This window comes from Pseudoduganella sp. jia 12 (genome assembly GCF_055502675.1).
Genome location: NZ_JBUXKP010000010.1, coordinates 229,064 through 253,072 on the forward strand (window position 1 = coordinate 229,064; position 24,009 = coordinate 253,072).

Genomic DNA, 24,009 nt, shown 5'->3' on the forward strand with positions numbered 1-24,009 from the left:
CTACCACTCCGGCCCGGCCCGGCCAGCGCCGGCCGGCCGGTCCACTGAGCCGGCGGGGAAAATAACTGCGCCCTTGCGCTTGCTGGCGCAAATGGCGGTCCGTTAGAATGCGCTTCTTCCATCCATCGCATTCTTGCTGACCGCTTCCATCCCCGATGTCCATCCGCCCGTTGTACGCCGCTGCCCTCGCGGCCGCGATTTTCCTCCCTTCGCTCGCGCCATCCGCGTTCGCTTTCGAGGCCTGTCCCCAGCACTACGTGGAAGGCCAGGCCCCGCGCATCCTCAACGACAAGCTCGCCCGCGCGACGCGCCCGCTGTGCTATGACGTGTTCGGCATCATGCACTCCGGCGTCACGCGCACGCCGTTGTGGTCGGCCGAGCACCTGACGCCGCGCCGCATCGCGGCAGCCGAGGACATGTCGCGCGATAACGCGTTCCATGCCGAGTCGCGGCTGCCGAAGACGCAGCGTGCCGAACTGGCCGACTATGCGCGTAGCGGTTTCGACCGCGGCCACATGGCCCCCAGTGGCAACATGCCCGACGAGAAGAGCCAGTACCAGAGCTTCACGCTGGCGAACATGGTGCCCCAGGATGCCGACAACAACCGCCACGTGTGGGCCGGCATCGAAAGCGCCGTGCGCAAGATGGTCAAGAAGGAGGGCGACCTGTATGTGATCACCGGCCCCGCATTCCTGGGCAGCGACTTGCGCAAGGTGGGCAACGTGATCGTGCCGAGCCACCTGTACAAGGTGGTGTACAGCCCGCGCCAGCGTGCCGGCGGCGCCTGGTTCGTGGCCAACGAGTCCGGTGCGAAGCCGCAGACGATGACCATCGCCCAACTGGAACGCAGGATCGGCATCGATCTGGTACCGTCGCTGTCGGCGCAGCAGAAGACAGTGATGCTGAAGCTGCCGAAGACCACGAAACGCAAGGGCTGAAAGGAACCCCACAGATGAGCAAGAAATTCGTGCCGTACGCGAACGAGGCCGACGTGCTGGCGATCGGCGGACTGTCGATCGAGAACCGGCTGGACCGGATCACGATCGATGGCGACATCGACCTGACGATGGACAAGAAGGGCCTCGAGCATGCGCGGGCGCTGCACCAGCTGCTGGGCGCCGTCGTGGCGAAACTCGAGGAACAGAAGGACTTGCCGGCAACGCTGCCGGCGCCCGATGTCAAAAAAGTCGCGAACCCGTTCGACTGAGTTCGCGTGGCGGTCAATCCGGGCGGTGGTCCTGCCCGGAGACGACCCCGTCCCGGAGGGACGCCCCCCCTTCATGGAGGGACGCCCCCCCTTCATGCAGGGACACCACGCCGTCCCGGACGGCGACCAGGCCGGCCAGGCGGCCATGCTCCAGCGCCCGGCCGATCCGCGCTTCCGCGTCGGCTCCCGCGCGCGCCATGCCCAGCAGCCGGCACACGGCGCGGGCCAGACCTGCCTGCGTCGTGGCGCCTTGCCCGTCCAGCACGTGGAGCACGATATTGCCGAGCTCCTCCAGGCACACCTCGTCGATGGCACGTCTCGCGTCCGGCTCACTGCCCGGCAGCCGGTAGCCTTCCCACGTGGACGGGTCGCGGTGCTCGGGCCAGTAGAAGACTGCATCCTCGACCGTCGTGCGCACGCCCGCGGGCAGCAGGCCCGCCAGGTGCTTCTCGATGCGCGAGCCGGTGCGCGCCAGGCCCCATGCCCGCGTGACGCGGCGGAACAGGGCCCCTTGGGCCAGCGGCCCTTCCTCGTGGACGATGCGGTGCAGCTGGTGGCGCAGCTCGGCGGCCGAGGCCGGTTCGTAAAAGCGCTCGGCATCGCCTTTCGGCAGCGTCACCGGCACGTACAGCATCGACACATCGTGCGGCGCCGGAGCCTGCTCCTGCTCTCGCTCCTGCCCGGCGGGTTGCGGCGCCGCATCGGCGGGCGGCGCCACGGTTTCCCCGGCGGCAGGCGCCGGCGCCTGTTCGGGTTCTTCCACCACCTCCTGCTGCAGCAGCGCATCGAGCCGCGCCAGCAGCCGCGTCAATGGTTCCTCCGGATCGAGCCACCAGTCGGCGGACCAGATCCGGAACAGCTGCCAGCCCAGCCCTTGCAGCACGTGCTGGCGCAGCCGGTCGCGGTCGCGCGCGGTGGCCCCGGAATGGTACGAAGGGCCGTCGCACTCGATGCCGAGCAGATAGCGATCCGGCGCGCGCGGGTCGACCACGCCCAGGTCGACCCGGTAGCCGGACACGCCCACCCGCGCATGCACGGTCCAGCCATGCCGGCGCAGCGCGGCGGCAACCTGGCGCTCGAACGGGCCGCTGCTGTCGCTGCCGCCCCCGCCGTTGCCCGCGCCGTTGCCCGACTCTGCGCGGCCAGCCAGCGCGCGCGGGCCCTGCTGCGCGAACTCCAGGTAATGGCGCAAGTCGCGCACGCCGCTGGCGCGCACGCGCGCCAGGTCGATCTGCCCGGGCAGCAGCGTGCTGTAGATGACCACGGCCTGCCGCGCGCGCGAGATCGCCACGTTGAGGCGGCGGTGGCCGCCCTCCAGGTTCAGCGGGCCGAAGTTCAGGCTCACCTTGCCCTGGGCATCCGGCCCGTAGGTCACCGAGAACAGGATGATGTCGCGCTCGTCGCCCTGCACGTTTTCAAGGTTCTTGATGAACAGCGCTTCCTGCGCCGGCTGGGCGATGGCGGCGTCCAGCGCGGGGTTGGCGCGGCGGCGTTCCTCGAGCAGGCGTTCGATCAGGCCCTGCTGGGCGCTGTTGAACGTGACCACGCCCAGCGTATGCCGGCGGCCCGCCGGGCCCAGGTAATGCTGCTCGATGGCGGCCACGATGGCCAAGGCTTCGGCCCGGTTGGTCTTCGTGCCGCCGCGGTCGTACACGCCCGGCACGTGCTGGAAGCGCACGGCGGTGTCCGCCGTGACCGGCGACGGGAACGTGACGAGTTCGTTGCCGTAATACGTCGCGTTGCTGAATGCGATCAGGCTTTCGTGGCGGCTGCGGTAGTGCCAGTTCAGGGTCAGTTCCGGGAGGCCGATGCCGAGGCATTCGTCGAGGATGCTTTCCAGGTCCTGCACCTCGGCTTCCGCGTCGCCGCTTTCGCCATCGTCGGCACGGCTGAAGAAGCTCGTTGGGGGCAGCTGCTTCGGGTCGCCCACGCAGACGAGCTGCCGGCCGCGGGCAATCGCGCCCACCGCATCCCACACGGGGATCTGCGACGCTTCGTCGAAGATGACGACGTCGAACGGCGCATGGGCGGCATCGAGGTACTGGGCCACGGACAGGGGCGACATCAGCAGGCAGGGCTTCAGGCGCGGCAGCAGCGTCGGCAGGCCCGCGATCAGCTGGCGGATCGGCATGTGCCGGCGCTGCTTCTGCAGTTCGCGGCGCAGCCGGCCCAGTTCGGAATCGGAACCGGTGGCCAGCGCGGCCGCCGCCGGGATCCGTGCCGCCAGCGCCGCCGCCACGTATTGCTGCGTGAGCTGCTGGAAGCGCTCGTCGGCTTGCCGGAACTCGCGGATCCTGCGTTCGTGGTCGGCGCTGGAAAACGCGCACAGCACCGGTTCCCGGTCGATCGCCTTGCGCACCCACCAGTTGCGATAGCTGTATTCGAAGTAGTCCGGCACCCGCTCCAGCGCCACCGTGCCCGCTTCGAGCGCGGCGACGATGCCCTGCAGGCCGCCCGCCACGGCCCGGGCGCGCACGCCTTGCCACAGGCACCAGGGCCGCAGCTGGCGCGCGTGCCGCTGCCAGCCGTCCAGGATCGACGTCAGTTGCGCGACGGCGCCTTCGGCTGCCGGATCGAGGCCCAGGTTGTCGCCGCTGCCGCCGAGGTTGGACGTTTGCCGCAGTTGCGCGGAAAAGTCGCGCCAGGTGTCGCGGTACACGGCCAGGGCGTTGCCGGCCGGCGCTCCGGCCGCCAGCAGCGCGCGGTTTTCCGTCACGTACGGCAGCAGGCTGGCACGCAGCGACACCGCCGTTTCCGGCTCGTCGCCGGCGAGCCGGACGATGGCGTCGGCATACTCCCTCGCCCAGCGCTCGGCGCGCGCGACGGCTTCCCAGTCCGTGCGGTGGCCGGCGAAATCCGCTCCCAGCAGGGGGCCGGCATCGGCCGACATCGCCGCGATCGCGGCATCTTCCTCGTTGACCCTGGCCAGCGCGTCCAGCAAGGCCGGCATGTCGCCTTCGGCCGGCAGTTGCGCATCGGCGCGGTACGTTTGCAGGCGCTTGACGAGCTTGCGTCGGGCGAACCAGCTTTTCGGCCACCACGCCGTCTGCGCGGCGGTCCATTCGCGCCGCAGCTCCGCGGCGGACAGTTGCGCAGCGGCGTCGGTGTAGCGGCCCCCAAGCGTTTCCCAGGCGCGGTTGCGCGCCTGGCCGTGTTCGCGCAGCGCGGCAAGCGCCGTGCGCGCGTCCTGGTCGTGCGCCACACGCGCCACGCCCGCCGGCATGCGTGGCGCCGCCAGCAGCGCCTCGGCGAGCCGGTCGAGGTTGGCGAAATCGGCCAGCGACAGGCCGTCGGGCGCGGCGCCCAGCCATTGCAAGGGCATGGCCGCCGCGGTGCCGAGCGCCGCGGTCCGTGCTGCCAGCCCGGTCGCGCTGTCCAGCAGATCCTGCTCCCACGAGGGCGACCAGGCCGCCGTGCCGATGCGACCCAGCGGGTGGCCGGCCAGCGTGGCCAGCTGGCTGGCCAGCGCGCCGATCTGGCGGCTCGTTTCGCGCCACGCTTCCAGTGCCGTGCGCCCGTGCGCGTCCGGGTCGGGCCACGCGAACGGGGCGGGGCGCTCGCCGGCATGGTCGATGCACGTGCCGATGGCTTCGTGGATCGTGAGGTCGTTCGGATGCGCCCGATGCAGCGCCACGGCGACATCGTTCAGTCCCGACCGCAGCGAAGCCAGGCGGGCCGCTTCGAGCTCCCACTCCTTCACGGTGCGCGTGCCGGCCGCATCCAGCGCGACGCCGAGCTGCCGGATCACATCGGCCTTTTTCGCCTTCGACGAATGCAGTTCCAGGCTGAACGGGCCCAGGCCGATCGCGTTCAGGCGGCGGTGCACGACTTCCAGCGCGGCCATTTTTTCCGACACGAACAGTACCGACTTGCCGGTGGCGAGCAGGTGGGCGATGAGGTTCGTGATCGTCTGGCTCTTGCCGGTACCCGGGGGGCCTTCGATGACGAGGTTGGTGCCGCTGCCGGCCACGCAGATCGCGCGCAGTTGCGAGGAATCCGACAGCAACGGGGCAAAGAGCTCTTCCGGCCGGTGGCTGGCATCGAGGGTGCGCGGTTCGAAGCCCAGCGCGGCGCCGGCGAAGGCCTCGCCCGGATGGTCGACCAGCTGGGCCACCACCGGGTTTTCCTGCAACTGGCGGTGGCGGTCCTGCAAGTCCTTCCACATCAGGTACTTGGTGAACGAGAAGATGCCGAGATGGACCTGCTCGTGCACTTCCCATCCCTTCAGTTCGCCCACGTGCAGCCGGAACGACTGCAGGATGCCGGCGACATCGATGCCCTTGTCGTCGGCAGGCAGCACGTCGAAGGCCGGCAGCTTCAGCTGGAAGTCCTGCGCGAGCTTCTGCACGAGCGTGGGATTGACGAGCGCTTCGTCGTCGTGCCGCACCAGCCGGAAGCCGCTGCGCACGGACTGGCGCGTGAGCGAGACGGGCACCAGCAGGATCGGCGCCAGGTGCGACGCTTCCGCCTCCGGTTCCTCGCGCCATTCGAGCAGGCCGAAGACGAGGAACAGCGTGTTGGCGCCGCCTTCCTCGAGGCTGGTGCCGGCCGCGCGGAAGATTTCCAGCAGGCGGCCGTCGAGCGATTCTTCAGGAACATCGACGAGCAGCTCGTGCCGACCCAGGGCATCGGCAGCCAGCGCGTCGAGCGGCGCCTGCCCGGTGCGGGCGGTGAAGGCCGGCGCTTCGCGCGGGTCGCCGCCCGCCATCAGCACGGGCGCGGCGCGCAGCCGGAAGTCCCTGCCTTCGGCCAGCGTGTCTTCGAGCGCGCCCGGATCGGGGCAGACCACGCGCAGCGTCGTCTTCGACGGCTTGAAGTTCAGCAGCCGGTTGCGCAGCGTGAGGTCGAGCAGGCGGCTTTTCCAGCGTGCGAGGCGGCCTTCCGGCGTGTCCGCGGCCGGTTCCATGGCCGGGAGCAGCGCGGGGTCGAGCGGGGGCAGCGGCGGCATCGGCTCGATCGCCGGCGCATCATCCTGCACCATGACGTCGTCCTCGCCTGCGGCCGAACGGGAGGGCAGGGGACGGACATGCAGCTCGCGGGCACGGCGGATGTCGATCGCGCAAAGGAACGCCGCTTCGTCGGCGAGGTGCTCCTCGCCGGCGGCGCACGCCAGGCGCAGCGTTTGCCGTTGGCCACCCGTCACGCCGGTAGTTTCGAACACCATCAGTTCGCCGGACTTGACGCGCTTGCGCACGGTTTGCGCATCGTCCACCAGCGCGCCCGCGAAACAGGTTTCCACCAGCCATACGCCCACCCACGCATGGCCATCCTTGAGCAGCACGACCGGGTGCAGGCCGGCCTGCTCCATGACGGAGGCGAACAGCATGGCCAGGTCGAGGCAGGTGGCCAGCTTCGTGTCGACGATGCGTTCGGGCGTGCGGATCTTCTGGCCATCGGTGCCGAACGAGGCCGGCGGATTCGCATAGTGCAGGTCCTGCGCCAGTACCGCGCCGTGCAATGCGGACACCTGCTGCCACACGCGTTCCCGGTTGCGCGACTGGTATCCGTTCATCGACGGGCTGCCAATGGATGGGTTGTCTATGGATGGGCTGCACTGCGGGGCGCGCAGCAGGTCGGCCGCCGCGGCGACCAGCCGGTCGACGACGCGTGCATTCGGCATGCAGAACGCCGCCAGCAGTTCCGGCAAGGCGCGCGTGCCGGCCCACTGGTCGTATGCCAGGATTTCGATGCCGTGACGGGCTTCGAACGGCGCATGCCCGTCGGCGTGGGCCGCCACCACGACGGTGCCGCGCACGGCTTCGTCGAGCCCCGCCAGCCACGCGTGGTCGGGCTTCAGGTCCACCGGGGAAATCGTGCGGGTTTCACCCGCTTCCAGCCGTTCGAAGCGCAGCTGCACGCCGGCGGCGAAGGGCGGATCGCAGTCGATCGATACCACGACATTGGCCAGGGGGGCCGCGCCGCCATTGGTCAGCGCGATGGCGCGCACCGCCGGCACGTCGTTCTGCATCGCCGCGTAACCGGTGGTGGCATCGGCCGTGAAGGCGACGGTGAACGGCAGCGCAGGCAAAGGCTGGTCTTGCAGGTCGGGAGCGGCGTTATGGTCTGGTGTCATTGGCGTGGTGGGGGCTGGCTATCCTGCCAATGTTATCAGGAAGGCTGTCCGGCCGGAAAGACTGCCGTGCGGGATCAGCGCATGCGCGTGACAGCGGCTTCGCGCAATGGCCGCCAGCCCAGCCTCTTCTCGACCAGCCTGCGGTAGCGGGTATCGATGTGCGGCGGCGTGCGGCGCATGTAGAACTCGGCGGCCTGGCGCGTTTCGCCTTCCAGGCCGGCCAGGAACGCCAGGACTTCCTCGCCGGATGGCATGTGCCCGCTGCGACCGGCGAACTTCGGTGGCACGGCCGTCCAGACGGCGGCATCGATGTGCCGTTCGCGCAGCCAGCCGGCGATCAGCGATGCCACGGCCGCATACCCCGGGGTCATGCGGGGAGCGCTATCACCATCACTGTCAACCGCGGGAATGCTGCCGATGAATTCGGGGTGGCCCGGCGCGATCTTTTCCCGGGCGGCCAGCATGGCGCGCGCCGCATCGAGGTCCGGCGCGTCGACATAAGCCCAATAGGTCGGCACGAGCGGCCGGCCGGGGCACAGCACGAGCGCCAGCTCATCGCTGTCGTCGCTGTCGCGGCCGAATTCCAGCGGCAGCAGGGGGCCGCCCGGATGCCATCCGGAAGCCAGCCTCAAGGGACCGGGCTTCCACAGCAGCGAACCCCAGGCAATGCAAATAATGTTCATCATCGGTAAATCTCATGGACAGGATTGCAGTGTAGGGCGTGGCGTGGAAACGCAGAGCACGGCAGGACGGCGTTCCCCGGCTCAGCGGTGGATAACGACCAGCAGCGCCTTCGCTTCCGTTTTGCCGATGTTGCGCAGCGCATGCTGCTGGTCCGCCGGATAGCGCGCGGTGCCACCCAGCTTGACCTTTTTCTTGTGCGCCCCCACCTCGATCTCGATGGCCCCGTGCAGCAGCGTCACGTGCTCGGTCGTGCCGGGATCGTGCGGCTGCGACACCAGTTCGCCGCCGGGCGCCAGCGTCAGTTCATACCATTCGTATTTGCCGGCCAGTTCCATCGGACCGAGGATGCGCAGCACATAGCCGGCATGGTTACCGGGCAAGGTCGGCGTTTCGTGCGCATCGAGGACCCGGATCGTGTCGGCGGGGCGCTGCTCGTCGGCCAGCAGTTCGCCGATCGCCACACCCAGTGCATTGGCCAGGCGCCACGTGATGGCAATGGTGGGATTGGCTTTTTCGCGCTCGATCTGCGACAGCATCGATTTCGACACGCCGGCGATGCGCGACAGGTCTTCGAGCGTGAGGCCGCGCGCAAGGCGCAGGCGTTGCAGGGCGGCACCCACTTCGGGCGGGGCATTGGCCGTGGGGGCTGCGGTGGACTTCATGATTGGCGGTTGCAAAGTTCAATAAGCTTATGTAGGATTCAGTATATCGAACTAAAGTTCAATATAGTGAAAGCCGGAGAAAATACTGGAATCAGGGCGAAGTTCGATACCCTGTTCTCCGCGATGCACGGTACAACAGGGGCAACATGCCGGTCAAGCAACCGGCTTGCGCCCCTGACATCAGATCGGCCGGTGGAGAGCCCTGCCGGTGAAACCGGTCATCAGTTGCACGGTTAGCTGAACCATCGGCTGGTCGAACAGCTGGACCATTAGCGAGGACAAGCATGAGCGAACAAGCGAATTTCTACGCCGGCCTGCGGCACAACCTGGAACAGCTGCGCGAACAGGGGCTGTACAAGCCCGAGCGCGTGCTCGCTTCCCGCCAGGGGGCGGAAGTCACGGGCGAGGACGGGCGGACGCTGATCAATATGTGCGCCAACAACTACCTCGGACTGTCCGGCCAGGAATGGGTGGCGCAGGCATCGATCGACGCTACCGAACAATACGGCTACGGGCTGTCGTCCGTGCGCTTCATCTGCGGCACGCAAACGGTGCACAAGGAGCTGGAACGGGCGATTTCCGCCTTCCTCGGCACCGAGGACACGATCCTGTACGCCGCGGCCTTCGACGCCAACGGTGGCGTGTTCGAACCGCTGTTCGACGAAAACGACGCCATCATTTCCGACGCGCTGAACCACGCGTCGATCATCGACGGCATCCGCCTGTGCAAGGCGGCGCGGTTCCGCTACGCCCACAACGACATGGCCGACCTGGAAGCCCAGCTGCAGGCGGCCGCCGGCAAGCGCCACAAGATCATCGTGACCGACGGCGTGTTCTCGATGGACGGCACGATCGCCCAGCTCGACCGGATCGTCGCACTGGCCGAACAGTATGGCGCCCTCGTGATGATCGACGAGTGCCACGCTTCGGGCTTCATGGGCAAGACAGGGCGCGGCACGCACGAGCACCACGGTGTGCTGGGCAGGATCGATATCATCACGGGCACGCTGGGCAAGGCGCTGGGCGGCGCCATGGGCGGGTTTACCTCCGGCCGCAAGGAAGTCATCGAGACGCTGCGCCAGAAATCGCGCCCGTACCTGTTCTCGAACACGCTGGCGCCGTCGATCGCCGGCGCTTCGCTCGCCGTGCTGAAGAAGATCTCGGCTTCGACGGAACTGCGCGACCGGCTGCACGAGAACACCGCCTACTTCCGCCGCGAGATCGAACGCATCGGTTTCACGATCAAGCCGGGCACGCACCCGGTGGTGCCGGTGATGCTGTTCGAGGCGCCGGTGGCGCAGAAATTCGCGGCGCGCATGTATGAACTGGGCGTGCTGCTGTCCGGCTTCTTCTACCCGGTGGTGCCGATGGGACAGGCGCGCGTGCGCGTACAGCTGTCCGCGGCGCATACCCGCGAGCAGCTGGACAAGGTACTGGCCGCGTTCGCGCAGGCCGGCAAGGAACTCGGCATCGTAAAGGAAAAAGAATGATGGAACGGATACTCGTCATCGGCGCCAACGGGCAGATCGGCAGCGAACTGGTGGAGGCCCTGTCGCTCAGGCATGGCGCGGACAATGTGTTTGCCACCGATATCTCGCCGAAGAACCTGTACGGCGCCGCGCAATACCAGGTTTTGAACGTGCTGGACGAAGAGGCGCTGGCGCAGCTGGTGTCGTCGCAAGACATCACGCAGGTGTACCAGCTGGCCGCCATGCTGTCCGCCACCGGCGAACAGGCACCGCTGAAGGCGTGGAAACTGAACATGGACGGCTTGCTGAACATCCTCGAGATCGCCCGCGAGCGCAAGGAACTGGGCAAGCCGCTGAAGGTGTTCTGGCCGTCGTCCATCGCCGCGTTCGGCCCGAACACGCCGCAGGATGCCACGCCCCAGATGGCGGTGATGGATCCCACGTCGATCTATGGCATCAGCAAGCTGGCCGGCGAGCGGCTGTGCGAGTACTACCACCTGAAGTATGGCGTGGACGTGCGCAGCATTCGCTACCCCGGCATCATCAGCTACAAGTCGCCCCCGGGCGGCGGCACGACCGACTATGCGATCGCGATCTTCCACGCGGCGCTGCGCGGCGAGCGCTACGAGTGCTTCCTGGGGCCGCAGACGACGCTGCCGATGATCTACATGGCCGACGCGATCCGCGCCACGATCGAACTGATGGACGCGCCCGCGGAAAAGGTGAAGATCCGTTCGGCATACAACGTGGCCGGCGTGTCGTTCTCGCCGGAGGAACTGGCCGCCGCGATCAAGGCGCGCGTGCCGCGCTTCGCGGTGTCGTACCAGCCGGACAGCCGCCAGCAGATCGCCGACACGTGGCCGCAAAGCCTCGACGATGCCGCTGCCCGTGCCGACTGGGGCTGGCAGGCGCGCATCGGCGTCGACGAGATCGTGCGCGACATGCTGGCCAACGTCGACGCGAAGGTCAGCGAGGCGGCCTGAGTTTTTTCTCCCATCTTCACTACTACTATAAAGAGACACAAGATGGACATGAGCGTATTCGATCTGTTCAAGATCGGCATCGGCCCTTCCAGCTCGCACACGGTGGGGCCGATGGTGGCCGCGCGGCGCTTCCTGCTGGAGCACGGACCGCTCGATGACGTGACGGGCGTGACGGCCGAGCTGTATGGTTCGCTGGCGCTGACCGGCGTGGGCCACGCCACCGACAAGGCGGTGCTGCTGGGCCTGATGGGAGAGACGCCGCAGGACGTGGACCCGGACCGGGTCGATCCGATGCTGGCCGAAGCCGGGCTGCGGGGTGAGCTGAACCTGCTGGGCATGAAGCCGGTGCCGTTCGTTCGCGCGCGCCACCTGGTATTCCACAAGACGGAAAATCTGCCCGAGCACCCGAACGGCATGCGTTTCATCCTGCACCGCCCGGGCGGCGACGCGAGCCAGGTGTATTACTCGGTCGGCGGCGGGTTCATCCGTGCCGAAGGCGAGGGCGCGGCCGATGCCGCACCGGACGCACGCGTGCCGTACCCGTTCGATACGATGGCGGATTTGCTGGCGCACGGCGAACGCACGGGCGCGACGATCCCGCAGATGCTGCGCGCGAACGAACTGGCACGCCTGGCGCCCGACGCGCTCGATGCGGGGCTGGACCGGATCTGGCAGGTGATGCGCTCGTGTATCGCGCGCGGCCTGGAAACGTCGGGCCAGCTGCCGGGCGGGCTGAATGTGAAGCGCCGCGCGGCCCGGCTGTGGCAGCAGGCGCAGGGCGCCGACCGTGCCAACGAGTTGCCGCACGATGCGCTCAATGGCGTGTCGCTGTATGCGATGGCCGTCAACGAGGAAAATGCCGCGGGGGGCCGCGTGGTGACGGCGCCGACCAATGGCGCGGCCGGCATCATCCCCGCCGTCCTGAAATACTATGCGGAGGATTGCAAGCCGCTCGACCCGGTGCGTGGCGTGCGCGAATTCCTGCTGACCGCGGCCGCCATCGGCATGCTGTGCAAGCGCAACGCGTCGATCTCCGGCGCGGAGATCGGCTGCCAGGGCGAGGTAGGCGTGGCCTGTGCGATGGCCGCCGCCGGCCTCGTGGCCGCGCTGGGCGGTTCCAACGCGCAGATCGAGAACGCCGCGGAAATCGGCATCGAGCACCACCTGGGCATGACATGCGACCCCATCGGCGGGCTGGTGCAGATTCCGTGCATCGAGCGCAACGGCATGGGCGCCGTGAAGGCGATCACCGCCGCTTCGCTGGCGCTGAAAGGCGACGGCACGCATTTCGTGAGCCTCGACGAGGTGATCGAAACGATGCGCCAGACGGGCGCCGACATGCAGGCGAAGTACAAGGAAACGTCGCTGGGCGGTCTGGCCGTGCATGTGGTGACGGTGAACCACGCGGCTTGCTGACGACGGGTTGGTATCACTCCAACGCAGACCTCGGGTCAGGCCCCACGTCGCCGTTCGCGACGAGCTCGGCCGCTCACGGAGCCGGGGTCTGATTCCGGCCGCTGACGTCGGGGCTGGCGGTGCCGGCGGCTCGAATGCATGAAATCACAGCATAAAATTCGAAAAGCTGGCAAATTTCGCAAAGAAACTGCGGCCGCACTATAATAGGAATCCCTCTTCTGTGCACAAACCGGATTACCAGAACCATGCAATATGTGTCTACCCGCGCCGATGCGTCGGCTGCAGCAGCGTCTTCCCAGCAAACTTCCGCACAACCATCGGCGACATTCAGTGACATCCTCCTGGGCGGCCTGGCCCCCGACGGTGGCCTGTACCTGCCGGCCGACTACCCGCAGGTGACGGGCGCGGAGCTCGACGCATGGCGCAAGCTGTCGTATGCCGATCTCGCGTTTGAAATCCTGCGCAAATTCGCGACCGACATTCCCGAGTCCGACCTGAAGGCGCTGGCGCACAAGACCTACACGGCCGATGTGTACCGCAACGCGCGCGAAGGCGAGAACGCGGCCGATATCACGCCGCTGCGCGTGCTGGAAGAAGAGGGCGGCAAGAAGCTGGTCTTGCAGGCGCTGTCGAACGGGCCCACGCTGGCGTTCAAGGACATGGCGATGCAATTGCTCGGCAACCTGTTCGAATATGCGCTGGCCAAGCAGGATGCGCAGCTGAACATCTTCGGCGCCACGTCGGGCGATACCGGCAGCGCGGCCGAATATGCGATGCGCGGCAAGCGCGGCATCCGCGTGTTCATGCTGTCGCCGCACAAGAAGATGAGCGCGTTCCAGACGGCGCAGATGTTCAGCCTGCAGGATCCGAACATCCTGAACATCGCCGTCGAAGGCGTGTTCGACGATTGCCAGGATATCGTGAAGGCCGTGTCGAACGACCTGGAATTCAAGGCCCGCCACAAGATCGGCACCGTCAATTCGATCAACTGGGCCCGTGTGGTCGCGCAGGTGGTGTATTACTTCCGCGGCTACCTGGCCGCCACCACGTCGAACGACCAGAAGGTGTCGTTCACGGTACCCTCCGGGAACTTCGGCAATATCTGCGCCGGCCACATCGCCCGCATGATGGGCCTGCCGATCGACAAGCTGGTGGTGGCCACCAACGAGAACGACGTGCTGGACGAGTTCTTCCGCACGGGCATCTACCGCGTGCGCAAGTCGGCCGAGACGTACCACACGAGCAGCCCGTCGATGGACATCAGCAAGGCGTCGAATTTCGAGCGCTTCATCTATGACCTGGTCGGCCGCGATCCGGCGCGCGTGAAGGCGCTGTTCACGAAAGTGGAAAGCGACGGCGGCTTCGACCTGTCCGGCGCCGAGGGCAGCGACGGCGACGAGTTCGCGAAAGTGGCGCAGTATGGCTTCAAGTCCGGCAAGTCGACGCACGCCGACCGCGTGCAGACGATCCGCGACGTGGCCGACGACTACGGCATCGTCGTCGACACGCACACGGCCGACGGCATCAAGGTGGCCAAGGAATACATCGAAGAAGGCGTGCCGATGATCGTGCTGGAAACGGCGCTGGCGGCGAAGTTCAACGAAACCATCCTGGAAGCGCTGGGCGAGGATGCCGAGCGCCCGGCTGGCTTCGAGGATATCGAATCGCTGCCGCAAAAATACACCGTGATGCCGCCGGACGTCGACAAGATGAAGGCGTATATCTCGGCCAACGTCAGTGCCGCCGACACGGGCCTGTAAATGACGGGCGCGCGCAAGCCGATGCTGTCGCGGCAGGAAGCACTGGACTTCCTGCTGGCGGCGTGCCGTCCCGTGACGGATGTCGAAACGGTGCCCACGCTGGCGGCAAACGGCCGCGTGCTGGCCGCCGACTGCGTGTCGGGCATCGACGTGCCCGCGCAGGACAACACGCAGATGGACGGCTACGCGGTGTGCGCCGCCGACTGTGCCAGCGGCGCCGCCGTGTTGTCCGTCTCCCAGCGCATTCCGGCCGGCCACGTGGGCGAGCCGCTGCGACCCGGCACCGCTGCGCGCATCTTTACCGGCGCATTTATTCCGCCAGGGGCCGATGCGGTGGTGATGCAGGAGCAATGCGAGGCCCAGGGCGACACGGTGACGGTGCGCCACGCGCCGCAGGCGGGCGAGTGGATCCGCCGCGCCGGCGAGGATATCCGCAGCGGCAACGCGATCCTGCGGGCGGGCTCGCGCCTGCGCAGCCAGGAACTTGGCCTTGCCGCCTCGATCGGGCTGGCCAGCCTGCCGCTGCTGCGCCGCGTGCGCGTGGCCGTGTTCTTCACCGGCGACGAGTTGACGATGCCGGGCGAGCCGCTGGCGCCCGGCGGCATCTACAACTCCAACCGCTTCCTGCTCCGCGGGCTGCTGGAAAACCTGGGCTGCGAAGTCACCGATCTCGGCATCGTGCCGGACAGCCTGGAGGCCACCCGCGCCGTGCTGCGCGAAGCGGCGCAGGCGAGCGACCTGATCATCACTTCCGGCGGCGTGTCGGTGGGCGAGGAAGATCACGTGAAGCCGGCCGTGGAGGCGGAAGGCAAGCTCGATATGTGGCAGATCGCCATCAAGCCGGGCAAGCCGCTGGCGTTCGGCGAAGTGGGCGACGCGTTCTTCATCGGGCTGCCGGGCAACCCGGTATCGAGCTTCGTCACGTTCCTGCTGTTCGTGCGGCCTTTCCTGCTGAAGCTGCAGGGCGCCGACTCCCGTGCGCCTTTGGTATTCCCGCTGCGCGCGGACTTCGACTGGAAAGGCGACCGCCGCAACGAATTCCTGCGCGTGCGCATGAATGGCAACGGCGGCCTCGACCTCTTCCCGAACCAGGGATCGGGCGTGCTGACGTCGACCGTGTGGGGCGACGGGCTGGTGGACAATCCGCCGGGCCAGGCAATCCGCACCGGCGATACGGTGCGCTTCATCCCGTTTTCTGAATTGCTGTACTGAGTGCTGTATTGGAGTGCTGTACTGATATGCGAATCAACCTGAAATTCTTTGCCAGCGTGCGTGAAAAGCTGGGCACCGGCGGCGAAACGATCGATGTGCCGGCCGATGTGGCAACCGTCGGCGCGCTGCGCGACCTGCTGGTGGCCCGTGGTGGCGCCTGGGCCGAGGCGCTCGGCGAAGGCCGCGCGCTGCGCATGGCCTGCAACCAGCAGATGTGCGGTGCGTCCGAGGCATTGACCGATAACGCCGAAGTGGCGTTCTTCCCGCCCGTGACGGGCGGCTGAGTTTTCAGCTTTACTTCTTGCGCGGCGCCGCAGCGGGTTTTGGCAGCGTTGCCTCGCATGCCGCGCATTGCAGGGCCTTGCGATAGCGGTTCCATGCCGCGGCGGTAAAGATCGCGGCGGCCACGGCGGCCCAGATGGCGGCGCTGGCGATGTCCGCCGGCGTGGTCGTGCCTTTCGCCCATTCGATGGCGGCCAGGATGGCAAACAGCGGCACGGCCGCGAGCAGGTAGCGCTTGATCCAGAAAAGGGGGCCCATCGGTTCCTCCGGCAGTGATCTTTTCCCAGTATGCCGGGGACGGGCGCGTTTTGCACTACAATCTCGCTCCTCATGCATACCCCAGATACTTCCCCAGGCCAGCGCCCGCGCGTGGCGATCGTCGGCGGCGGACCGGCCGGCCTGATGGCCGCCGAAACGCTGGCCCGCGCCGGCACCTTCGACATCCACCTGTACGACGCGATGCCGTCCGTCGGCCGCAAGTTCCTGCTGGCCGGCCGTGGCGGCATGAACATCACGCACGCCGAACCCTATGAGCAGTTCGTCACGCGCTACGGCGATCGCGCCGCCGCGCTGCGGCCCATGCTCGATGCGTTCGGGCCGGATGCTGTGCGCGCGTGGGTGCACGGGCTGGGCATCGAGACGTTCGTCGGCACGTCGGGCCGTGTATTCCCGACCGAGATGAAAGCGGCGCCGCTGCTGCGCGCATGGCTCCATCGCCTGCGCGAAGCCGGCGTGCAGTTCCACCAGCGGCACCGGTGGACCGGCTGGTCGGATGGCGCACTGCGCTTCGACACGCCGGGCGGCGAGCTGCTCGTTGCCGCCGATGCGACCGTGCTGGCGCTGGGGGGCGGTAGCTGGGCGCGGCTCGGCTCCGATGGCGCCTGGGTGCCGCTGCTGGCGTCGCGCGGCATCGATGTCGCGCCGCTGCGGCCATCGAACTGCGGCTTCGACGTGGGCTGGAACCCGCTGTTCGCGCAGCGCCATGCGGGCCAGCCATTGACGACCGTGGCGGCAACGTGGACCGACGGCTCCGGGCAGCGCGTGCGCAGGCAGGGGCAGTTCGTGGTCACGGCCGCCGGCGTCGAAGGCAGCCTGATTTATGCGCTGTCCGCGCCCGTGCGGGACCAGATCGCGGCGCATGGCAGCGCCGTGATCGAGCTGGACCTGTTGCCGGACCTGCCGGCCGAGCGGGTGCTGGCCGAGGTGACACGGCCGCGCGGATCCCGGTCGATGTCGAGCCACCTGCAGGGGCGGCTCGGCATCAAGGGCGTGAAGGCGGGCTTGCTGCACGAGTGCCTGAGCAAGCAGGCTTATGCCGATCCGGCGGCACTGGCCCGTGCCCTGAAAGCGTTGCCGGTGACCTTGCGGGCGCCGCGGCCCATCGACGAAGCCATCAGTAGTGCCGGCGGGGTGGTGTTCGGGGCGCTCGAGGGCACGATGTTGCGGTCGATGCCGGGCGTGTTCGTGGCCGGGGAGATGGTCGACTGGGAAGCGCCGACCGGGGGGTATCTGTTGACGGCTTGCCTGGCGAGTGGGGTAGTTGCCGGCACCGATGTGTTCACATGGCTCCAGGCGCCGCCCGCATAACCGCCCGCCGTAACGGGCACCGCTCATCCAGATACGTCCGATAGAAATCAATGAAGCTGCGAACCTTGGCGGACACCTGCCTGCCAGGTGGATAGACGGCATACATGCCCGCCGAAGGCAGCGACCACTCCGGCAGCAGGCGAACCAGTCGTTGCGTAGCGATGCCTTCCTGCGCATTGAACTGGTCCAGCACGGAGACGCCCATTCCTTCCTGAAGCAGCGAGCGCAGCACCCCGGGCGCGTCGACGCGCAGGCGCGACTTCACGTGAACGGTCCTGCTATCGCCGCCGTGCGCTGAAAATTTCCATGTGAAGGGCGTCGGCATCAGCGTCAGGGCGATCCAGTTCAGTGCTTCCAGGTCTTCCGGCGTTTTCAAGGGCTGGCGTGATTCGACATAGCCCGGCGCCGCGACGACATACTGCTCGAACTCGCCGAGCTTGACCGCGCGGTTCGACGAGTTGCGCAGCCAGCCGAGCCGGATGGCGACATCGATGCCTTCCTCGACCAGGTCGACCACGCGGTCGCCCGTGCGCAAGTCGATCGCGAGATGAGGATGCTGCCGTGCAAAGGCGGCCAGGGCGGGGGCGAGCGACAGCGTTGCATGGTCGACGGTGGTACTGATCCGCAGCGTGCCCGCAAGCTGCTCCTTGCCGGACGCTGCGCGATCAAGGGCTTCGCCCAAACCATGCAGCAAGGGGCGGCATTCCTCGAGCAGGGCCTGCCCCGCGTCCGTCAACACGACCTTGCGGGTCGTCCGGCTTAACAGCGCGATGCCGAGCCGCGACTCCAGGCGGCCGATTTCAACGCTGATCTTCGCGGTGGCCACGCCGAGACGTCCCGCCGCGGCGGTGAATCCGCCGGTCTCCGCCACGGCCTGGAACACCAGCAGGTCGTTCAGGTCGATCTTGCCGGGAAGGGCCATGAATTTTCACTTTTCAGGATTGCAGAAAAGTGAATTATGGATTGATCCGTTTTCCTGCTCAATGGTTTCGGTGATGATGACGTTCATCGGCATTCGCTGCCGTTTCATCTGGATCATTACAAGGAGCAGGTCATGAAGGTTGCAATCATCGGCGCCACCGGTTTCGTCGGCTCGGCATTGTTGAAGGAGGCTGTCGCGCGCGGCCATGATGTCACCGCGCTGGTATCGCATCCCGCCAAGGTCGAAGCAGGCGAGCGCGTTGTCGCCACCCAGGTCGATGTGCTGGCTCAGGACGACCTGGCCGGCAAGCTCGCAGGGCACGACGCGGTCATCAGCGCGTTCAGCGGCCACGCGCAGGCCGACGTGCTGGGCTATTACCTCGAAGGCATCAAGTCGATCGTCGCGGCCGTCAAGAGGGCCAGCGTTCCCCGCCTGCTCGTGGTGGGTGGCGCCGGTAGTCTCGAAGTGGCGCCCGGTCTGCAACTCGTCGACACCCCTCAATTCCCGGCGCAATGGAAAGCCACGGCCGAAGGTGCCCGCCGGGCGCTGGCGCTGCTGCAGGGCGAGCGGGACGTCGACTGGACGATGCTGGCGCCATCGGCGCACCTGGAACCGGGCGAACGCACCGGTCGGTTCCGACTCGGCACGGACACGTTGCTGGTCGATGCGGAGGGCCACAGCCATATCTCGTTGCCTGACTATGCGACCGCCATGATCGACGAACTGGAGCGGCCCGCGCATTCGCGCAGCCGTTACACGGTGGGGTACTAAGAGCGGGACAGGCGCTATTCGAACGACACGTCGCCCGATCCCGTGCGACTGACGCTGCGCTCGTCCGGATTGCCATAGACTGTCACGTCGCCACTGCCGGCCACCGCGATCGCGGCGCGCTTGCGGGCAAAGACCTCGGTACTGCCCGAGCCCTTTATCTCCACGGACACCGTGTTCGACGCCATGTGCTGCGCGTCGATGACGCCGGAACCGGTCAACTCGGCGTTCAGTACATCGCACGTGCCCGACACGCTGATCGATCCGGAGCCGTACAGGGCCAGTTGCACGTCCTCGCTGCTGCCCGATTTCAGGTCCAGGCCACCGTTGCCATGGACGGCCGCCTGCACGTGCCGGTAGCGGCCGGAGAACGCCAGGTCGCCGGAACCGTTCAGCGTGATCTTCAGCCGTTCGCCGGAAAAGCCGGTGATGGCACTGTCGCCGCTGCCGCGGATGTCGACCGACTCGAGCGACGGCAGCACGGCTTCCACCTGCAGCGGGCGCTTGTGGTGGAACAGCATGCCGGTGGTGGCGATGCGCAGCGTGCCGTCTTCCTGCGACGTGGCGACGTTGCCCAGCAGGCGCTGTTCGCCGCGCACCTTCAGCGATGGCGTGCTGCCCTGGCGCAGCGTCAGGTCGATCGGGCCTTGCAGGTCGATGGCCGTGATGCCGTGGCCGATCTCGCGCACGTCGGTGCGCGTGACACGGCCAGCGGTCGTCGACGGATTGGCCACGCCTTGCGCGCGCAGCATGGTGTAGGTCACGCCGATCAGGCCGAGCGCGAGGACGAACAGCGACAGGCCCACCTTGACGAGGGTGCGGATACGCATCACCGGCCCCGCAGCAGCGAATGGTTCATCTGCACATAGCGGCGCAGGCCGATGGCGCTGTAGCGCGTGACCACCAGCGACAGCAGGAAGAGGGCGATGCCGCCTACCACGAGGCCGAAGCCGAGCATCGTCTGCGTGGCACGCGACGCGCCTTCGGGATCGACGGAAATGCGCACGCTGCCGTCGGCCATGGCTTCGGCATTGTCCAGCAGGCGGCCGGAGCGGCTCACTTCCTCGTCGAGCTCCTGTTGCAGGCCGGGCGACGGCTGCTGGCTGACCTCGATGCCGCGCTCGCCGATCGAGATGCGCGTTTGCAGGCGATCGCGCCCATCGTCGTCGATATCGGCAATATGACGCAGCGGGCCGGCCAGGATCATTTCGTTGGCGCCCGCCAGGCCGCTGGCGGCGACGGCGATGCCACTGACATAGAACGCGAACGAGCATGCGTACACGGTCAGCAACAGCGCCGTGAAGACGGCCGCCGGCACGACCATGAACAGGTTGAACACCGCCATGCCGGTGAACGACGCCAGCATGCGGCCAAGGCTGGCGGGGGTGCGCTTCTGTTCGAACGATTGCAGGTGCACGCTGGCACGCAGGGTCATCGCGATCTTGCGCGGGTCGTCCAGGTCGGCCACGATCTCGGCCTCGCTGCGACCGGCGACGAGGCCGTCGATGAAACGCTGCTCATAGTAAGCCAGGGTCTTGGCCACCGTTTCCAGTGGCAGGCCTGTCAAGGCCTTCCTGAGCGCGTCGAGATAATCCTGCTTGCCCATCGGTGTTTCCTAGTGCATCGCCAGTTGCAGCGCCACGGGGTGGCCGTGGGCGTCGATCTGGACGATCGCGACCGCGCTTAGCAGTACGATGGCCAGAACGGCGAGTGTTGTCAAAGTGATCTTCATATCCGGGGTCCTCCGATGTTCCCACTGTACGGCGATGGCAAGGAACATGCCAACGCGCTGCGACAGGCTGCAGAAACGGAGGGCCGGGCGGTCGCCAGGCGGGGCAGGGCGGGGCAGGGCAGGATTGTGGATCAACGCAGCAACGCGGCTCAACGCAAGAGCGCTGCAGCAGCCAGTCCGCTGCGCACCGCCATTTCCAGCGTGGCGGGATAGTCGCCGGCCGTATAGTCGCCGGCCAGCACGAGGCCGGCGAGCGGCGTGGCGTTCGCCGGGCGGGCCAGGCCGGCCGTGCAGGCATACGTGGCGCGTTTTTCGGTAACGACTTTCGTCCATGCCGGGCTGCCGAGTTCCGGGCGGTCGAATGCGCGGGCCAGTTGCGCGGCAATGGCCTGCGCCAGCTGGGGCTGGGGCAGGGCGCTCGCCGCGCCGGATGCACTGACGATCACCGCCAGCAGCCCCGCCTGCGCCGGATCGAGCTGGCCGCGGTCGAACACGAACTGGCCCCAGTGGCCTGCGGCCGGTTCGTCTTGCAGCGCGAAAAACACCCGTGGCAGATGCGTGGCGACGCTGTATTGCAGGTAGCAGGTCGTGATCGGCTCATACGTGAAGGCGGAAAGCTGGGCGACGACGGGCGCCGCCTCGTGCAGCGGTGCCAGCAGCGCGGCCGTGACGGCGGGCGGTGTGGCCAGCACGACCTTGTCGAATGGCGTGCCGTCGAGCAGCCAGCCACCGGGATGCTGGGCCACTTCCGAAATTTTTGCACCTAACCGAACGTTTGCGCCACGCTGCCCGAGCCACCGCGCCGCCGATTCCGGAAAGAGAGCCGACAGGTCGTGGCGGGGAACCAGCATGTCCGACGCCTTGCGCCGCGCACCCAGGCTGTCGCGCAGCACGGCCAGGAACACCCTGGCCGATGCCGTTTCCGGGGGCGTGTTCAGTGCCGCCAGGCACAGCGGGCGCCACATGAGTTTCACGAGGCGCGGGGTCTGGTCGAAGCGTTCCAGCAACTCGGTCACGGTGCAGTCGTTGTCGAGCTGCCAGCCCATCCAGCGCGCCGTCGTCGAGAACCGGGTCATCGCCAGCTTGTCCTCGCGATCCAGCCCGGTGGCGCGCAGCAGGGCGACGGCGAGGTGCAGTGGCGCGGGCAGCCGTGGCGCCACGAAGTCCATGCCGCCGGGCGGGTAGCGCATCTGCAGCGGCAGCGCCAGCACCGCGCGGTCCAGGTCGACACCGACCGTGCGCATCAGCTTCAGCGACACCGCATAGGCGCCCAGCATGATGTGCTGGCCATTGTCGAGAGTACGGCCGGCCGCCTCGATACGGCGCGCGCGGCCACCCAGCGTGCGGCTGGCTTCGAACAGCGTGACGTCGGCACCGCCGCGCACCAGGTCGACGGCGGCGGCGCAGCCGGCCCAGCCGCCGCCGACGACCGCGACGCGGCTACCCATTCAGGTCAGCCACGGACGTAGGTCTTCCAGGCCAGCCACAGCTTGCGGATCGGCGTCAGCGAGATCCGCTGCGTGAGCACGTGGTAGCCGTCGCGCTCGATCTCGTCGAGCACCGTGCGGTAGATGGCCGCCATGATCAGGCCGGGGCGCTGGGCGCGGCGGTCCTCCTTCGGCAGCAGTGCGAACGCTTCCTCGTAGGCCTTTTGCGCACGCTCGGCCTGGAAGGCCATCAGCTTCGTGAAGTTTTCCGTGTGGCGCGCGTTCAGCAGGTCCGCCGCGGTCACGCCGAACTGCTGCAGCTCGTTGATCGGCAGGTAGATGCGGCCCTTGCGGGCATCTTCGCCCACGTCGCGAATGATGTTCGTGAGCTGGAATGCGTGGCCCAGCTTTTCGGCATAGCGCAGCGTTTGCGGACTGGTCGAACCGAAGATGCTGGCCGACAGGATGCCGACCACGCCGGCCACGTGCCAGCAGTATTTCGACAGGCCGGCGTAATCGAGGTAGCGGGTCTGGTTCAGGTCCATTTCCATGCCGTCGATGATCGCCTGCATGTGTTCCTGCTGCAGGCCATATGGCGCCACGTGCGGTTGCAACGCCTTCGTGACCGGATGCGTCGGCTTGCCCTCGTACATGGCCGCCATCTCGGTGCGCCACCAGGCCAGCTTGATGCGGGCGAGCGATTCGTCGGTGCATTCGTCGACGGTGTCGTCCACTTCGCGGCAGAACGCATACAGCGCCGTGATCGCGCGCCGGCGTTCGGGCGGCAGGAACAGGAAGCTGTAATAGAAACTCGAGCCGCTGGCGGCGGCCTTCTGCTGGCAGTAATCGTCGGGGGACATGTAATTATTTTGCAATATTGCGCGAATCGAAGGCGCTATTCTAAGGGTAAGGGCCGCAACGCGCGCCAGAAAACTTTCAGCCAGTCTGCGCGGCGCAGCACGGGTCGGCGCCGAAACACGTCGTAATCGACTTCCTCGATCGCTTCCAGGATGCGCAGGCCGCCATGGACGATCAACCGCAATTCGAGGCCGATGCGGCCCGGCAGCCGCCATGCGAGCGGCGCGCCCGAAAGCATCAGTGCGCGTGTGCGTTCCACCTCGAAGCGCATCAGCGCGCGCCACTTGCCGCGCGCCGCCGGATCGTGCAAGTGGGCCGGAGAAATCGCAAAACGGGCCAGGTCGTCGAGCGGAATGTAGATGCGTTCCTTTTGCTGGTCCACGGCCACGTCCTGCCAGAAGTTGATCAGCTGGAGCGCCGTGCAGATCGCGTCGGAGTCGCGCACGTTGTCCGGCGTGGCCGCCCCGTACAGGTGCAGCATGAGCAGGCCGACCGGATTGGCCGAGCGCTCGCAGTAGTCGAGCAGTTCGTCGTATCGCTGGTAGCGGGTGACGGTCACGTCCTGCCGGAAGGCCGACAGCAGGTCGTGGAACGGCTTGAGTGGCAGGTCGTGGGCGGCGATGGCGCCGGCAAGCTTGCGGAACACCGGCTCGCCCGGCGGCGCGCCCAGTTCGATGTGCACCAGCGCGGCCTCGTATTCGCCCAGGGCGGCGAGGCGCTGCGCGGGCGTCGCGTCGCCCTCGTCGGCAACATCGTCGGCACCGCGCGCGAAGGCGTAGATCGCCTGCACGGCGGGCACGAGCCGGCGCGGCATCAGCAGCGACGCGACGGGGAAGTTCTCGTAATGGTCAACGGCCATGGGAGCGCGCGCGACTAACTGACGCGAAAGTCATTTGCAAACCGGCAGGCCAGGACTATAATTTTCTTCTTACTTTTGTACATTACTTATAATAATTTCATTCATTCA

Annotated in this window: 20 protein-coding genes; 10 read left to right on the forward strand and 10 right to left on the reverse strand. The window is 67.3% G+C overall.

Going from position 1 to position 24,009, the window contains the following annotated elements; translation table 11 throughout:
• Positions 1-155 precede the first annotated feature (155 nt).
• Together ACY65G_RS22075 and ACY65G_RS22080 are read left to right on the forward strand one after the other, a co-directional pair.
• Positions 156-938, forward strand: coding sequence for a DNA/RNA non-specific endonuclease (locus ACY65G_RS22075; protein ID WP_464999443.1), 783 nt, complete (start codon positions 156-158; stop codon positions 936-938).
• A 14-nt stretch (positions 939-952) separates the two neighbouring features.
• Positions 953-1,207, forward strand: coding sequence for a hypothetical protein (locus tag ACY65G_RS22080; protein ID WP_464999444.1), 255 nt, complete (start codon positions 953-955; stop codon positions 1,205-1,207).
• A 13-nt stretch (positions 1,208-1,220) separates the two neighbouring features.
• Here ACY65G_RS22080 and ACY65G_RS22085 read toward each other — a convergent pair whose 3' ends face one another.
• From ACY65G_RS22085 to ACY65G_RS22095, 3 genes are all read right to left on the reverse strand, one after another.
• Positions 1,221-7,280: a DUF3320 domain-containing protein gene (locus ACY65G_RS22085; RefSeq protein ID WP_464999445.1), complete on the reverse strand. Its 6,060-nt coding sequence runs from the start codon at positions 7,278-7,280 to the stop codon at positions 1,221-1,223.
• A gap of 74 nt (positions 7,281-7,354) precedes the next feature.
• Positions 7,355-7,966, reverse strand: a complete 612-nt coding sequence (locus ACY65G_RS22090) for a hypothetical protein (protein ID WP_464999446.1) — start codon at positions 7,964-7,966, stop codon at positions 7,355-7,357.
• Positions 7,967-8,044: 78 nt separating this feature from the next.
• Positions 8,045-8,626 (reverse strand): helix-turn-helix domain-containing protein, encoded by a 582-nt coding sequence (locus ACY65G_RS22095; RefSeq protein WP_464999447.1) that lies wholly within the window; start codon positions 8,624-8,626, stop codon positions 8,045-8,047.
• 284 nt (positions 8,627-8,910) lie between these two features.
• Between ACY65G_RS22095 and kbl the strand changes: the two genes are divergently transcribed.
• The 6 genes from kbl to moaD all read left to right on the forward strand — a co-directional run bounded on the left by kbl (position 8,911) and on the right by moaD (position 15,750).
• The gene (kbl, locus tag ACY65G_RS22100) at positions 8,911-10,116 is read left to right on the forward strand and encodes a glycine C-acetyltransferase (protein WP_464999448.1); all 1,206 of its coding nucleotides are present in this window, start codon (positions 8,911-8,913) and stop codon (positions 10,114-10,116) included.
• Positions 10,116-11,078 (forward strand): NAD-dependent epimerase/dehydratase family protein, encoded by a 963-nt coding sequence (locus ACY65G_RS22105; protein ID WP_464999537.1) that lies wholly within the window; start codon positions 10,116-10,118, stop codon positions 11,076-11,078. Before kbl ends, ACY65G_RS22105 begins: the two co-directional genes overlap by 1 nt.
• Positions 11,079-11,120: 42 nt before the next feature.
• Positions 11,121-12,494, forward strand: a complete 1,374-nt coding sequence (locus tag ACY65G_RS22110) for an L-serine ammonia-lyase (RefSeq protein WP_464999449.1) — start codon at positions 11,121-11,123, stop codon at positions 12,492-12,494.
• A gap of 245 nt (positions 12,495-12,739) precedes the next feature.
• Positions 12,740-14,254 carry a threonine synthase gene (gene thrC, locus ACY65G_RS22115; RefSeq protein ID WP_464999450.1) on the forward strand — a complete coding sequence of 505 codons (1,515 nt, stop codon included), beginning with the start codon at positions 12,740-12,742 and terminating at the stop codon, positions 14,252-14,254.
• Positions 14,255-15,466, forward strand: a complete 1,212-nt coding sequence (locus tag ACY65G_RS22120; protein ID WP_464999451.1) for a molybdopterin molybdotransferase MoeA — start codon at positions 14,255-14,257, stop codon at positions 15,464-15,466.
• Positions 15,467-15,492: 26 nt separating this feature from the next.
• Positions 15,493-15,750 (forward strand): molybdopterin converting factor subunit 1, encoded by a 258-nt coding sequence (gene moaD / locus ACY65G_RS22125; RefSeq protein WP_464999452.1) that lies wholly within the window; start codon positions 15,493-15,495, stop codon positions 15,748-15,750.
• 10 nt (positions 15,751-15,760) lie between these two features.
• On the opposite strand, the gene ACY65G_RS22130 is transcribed toward moaD, so the two are convergent.
• On the reverse strand, positions 15,761-16,006 hold the full coding sequence (locus tag ACY65G_RS22130; protein WP_464999453.1) for a hypothetical protein: 246 nt from the start codon (positions 16,004-16,006) through the stop codon (positions 15,761-15,763).
• Between the two features lie 72 nt (positions 16,007-16,078).
• Here ACY65G_RS22130 and ACY65G_RS22135 point away from each other — a divergent pair, with 72 nt between their 5' ends.
• Positions 16,079-17,335: a TIGR03862 family flavoprotein gene (locus ACY65G_RS22135; protein ID WP_464999454.1), complete on the forward strand. Its 1,257-nt coding sequence runs from the start codon at positions 16,079-16,081 to the stop codon at positions 17,333-17,335.
• On the opposite strand, the gene ACY65G_RS22140 is transcribed toward ACY65G_RS22135, so the two are convergent.
• Positions 17,307-18,257: a LysR family transcriptional regulator gene (locus ACY65G_RS22140; RefSeq protein ID WP_464999455.1), complete on the reverse strand. Its 951-nt coding sequence runs from the start codon at positions 18,255-18,257 to the stop codon at positions 17,307-17,309. The two genes, ACY65G_RS22135 and ACY65G_RS22140, sit on opposite strands and share 29 nt — an antisense overlap.
• A gap of 132 nt (positions 18,258-18,389) precedes the next feature.
• Between ACY65G_RS22140 and ACY65G_RS22145 the strand changes: the two genes are divergently transcribed.
• Positions 18,390-19,028, forward strand: coding sequence for an NAD(P)-dependent oxidoreductase (locus ACY65G_RS22145; RefSeq protein WP_464999456.1), 639 nt, complete (start codon positions 18,390-18,392; stop codon positions 19,026-19,028).
• 14 nt (positions 19,029-19,042) lie between these two features.
• On the opposite strand, the gene ACY65G_RS22150 is transcribed toward ACY65G_RS22145, so the two are convergent.
• The 5 genes from ACY65G_RS22150 to hpnC form a co-directional block, all read right to left on the reverse strand.
• Positions 19,043-19,855 carry a head GIN domain-containing protein gene (locus ACY65G_RS22150; RefSeq protein WP_464999457.1) on the reverse strand — a complete coding sequence of 271 codons (813 nt, stop codon included), beginning with the start codon at positions 19,853-19,855 and terminating at the stop codon, positions 19,043-19,045.
• On the reverse strand, positions 19,855-20,631 hold the full coding sequence (locus ACY65G_RS22155; RefSeq protein WP_464999458.1) for a DUF1700 domain-containing protein: 777 nt from the start codon (positions 20,629-20,631) through the stop codon (positions 19,855-19,857). Before ACY65G_RS22155 ends, ACY65G_RS22150 begins: the two co-directional genes overlap by 1 nt.
• A gap of 275 nt (positions 20,632-20,906) precedes the next feature.
• Positions 20,907-22,205, reverse strand: a complete 1,299-nt coding sequence (hpnE, locus tag ACY65G_RS22160) for a hydroxysqualene dehydroxylase HpnE (RefSeq protein WP_464999459.1) — start codon at positions 22,203-22,205, stop codon at positions 20,907-20,909.
• Between the two features lie 5 nt (positions 22,206-22,210).
• Positions 22,211-23,044: a presqualene diphosphate synthase HpnD gene (hpnD, locus tag ACY65G_RS22165; protein WP_464999460.1), complete on the reverse strand. Its 834-nt coding sequence runs from the start codon at positions 23,042-23,044 to the stop codon at positions 22,211-22,213.
• Between the two features lie 35 nt (positions 23,045-23,079).
• Positions 23,080-23,901 (reverse strand): squalene synthase HpnC, encoded by an 822-nt coding sequence (gene hpnC / locus ACY65G_RS22170; RefSeq protein WP_464999461.1) that lies wholly within the window; start codon positions 23,899-23,901, stop codon positions 23,080-23,082.
• Positions 23,902-24,009: the final 108 nt, after the last annotated feature.

Coding starts and splice junctions, on each gene's coding strand:
- ACY65G_RS22075 (WP_464999443.1), top strand. CDS start 156: ATGTCCATCCGCCCGTTGTACGCCGCTGCCCTCGCGGCCGCGATTTTC.
- ACY65G_RS22155 (WP_464999458.1), bottom strand. CDS start 20,631: ATGGGCAAGCAGGATTATCTCGACGCGCTCAGGAAGGCCTTGACAGGC.
- hpnD (WP_464999460.1), bottom strand. CDS start 23,044: ATGTCCCCCGACGATTACTGCCAGCAGAAGGCCGCCGCCAGCGGCTCG.
- hpnE (WP_464999459.1), bottom strand. CDS start 22,205: ATGGGTAGCCGCGTCGCGGTCGTCGGCGGCGGCTGGGCCGGCTGCGCC.
- ACY65G_RS22150 (WP_464999457.1), bottom strand. CDS start 19,855: ATGCGTATCCGCACCCTCGTCAAGGTGGGCCTGTCGCTGTTCGTCCTC.
- ACY65G_RS22105 (WP_464999537.1), top strand. CDS start 10,116: ATGGAACGGATACTCGTCATCGGCGCCAACGGGCAGATCGGCAGCGAA.
- ACY65G_RS22135 (WP_464999454.1), top strand. CDS start 16,079: ATGCATACCCCAGATACTTCCCCAGGCCAGCGCCCGCGCGTGGCGATC.
- moaD (WP_464999452.1), top strand. CDS start 15,493: ATGCGAATCAACCTGAAATTCTTTGCCAGCGTGCGTGAAAAGCTGGGC.
- ACY65G_RS22140 (WP_464999455.1), bottom strand. CDS start 18,257: ATGGCCCTTCCCGGCAAGATCGACCTGAACGACCTGCTGGTGTTCCAG.
- ACY65G_RS22085 (WP_464999445.1), bottom strand. CDS start 7,280: ATGACACCAGACCATAACGCCGCTCCCGACCTGCAAGACCAGCCTTTG.
- kbl (WP_464999448.1), top strand. CDS start 8,911: ATGAGCGAACAAGCGAATTTCTACGCCGGCCTGCGGCACAACCTGGAA.
- ACY65G_RS22090 (WP_464999446.1), bottom strand. CDS start 7,966: ATGATGAACATTATTTGCATTGCCTGGGGTTCGCTGCTGTGGAAGCCC.
- ACY65G_RS22095 (WP_464999447.1), bottom strand. CDS start 8,626: ATGAAGTCCACCGCAGCCCCCACGGCCAATGCCCCGCCCGAAGTGGGT.
- ACY65G_RS22080 (WP_464999444.1), top strand. CDS start 953: ATGAGCAAGAAATTCGTGCCGTACGCGAACGAGGCCGACGTGCTGGCG.
- ACY65G_RS22145 (WP_464999456.1), top strand. CDS start 18,390: ATGAAGGTTGCAATCATCGGCGCCACCGGTTTCGTCGGCTCGGCATTG.
- ACY65G_RS22110 (WP_464999449.1), top strand. CDS start 11,121: ATGGACATGAGCGTATTCGATCTGTTCAAGATCGGCATCGGCCCTTCC.
- ACY65G_RS22120 (WP_464999451.1), top strand. CDS start 14,255: ATGACGGGCGCGCGCAAGCCGATGCTGTCGCGGCAGGAAGCACTGGAC.
- hpnC (WP_464999461.1), bottom strand. CDS start 23,901: ATGGCCGTTGACCATTACGAGAACTTCCCCGTCGCGTCGCTGCTGATG.
- ACY65G_RS22130 (WP_464999453.1), bottom strand. CDS start 16,006: ATGGGCCCCCTTTTCTGGATCAAGCGCTACCTGCTCGCGGCCGTGCCG.
- thrC (WP_464999450.1), top strand. CDS start 12,740: ATGCAATATGTGTCTACCCGCGCCGATGCGTCGGCTGCAGCAGCGTCT.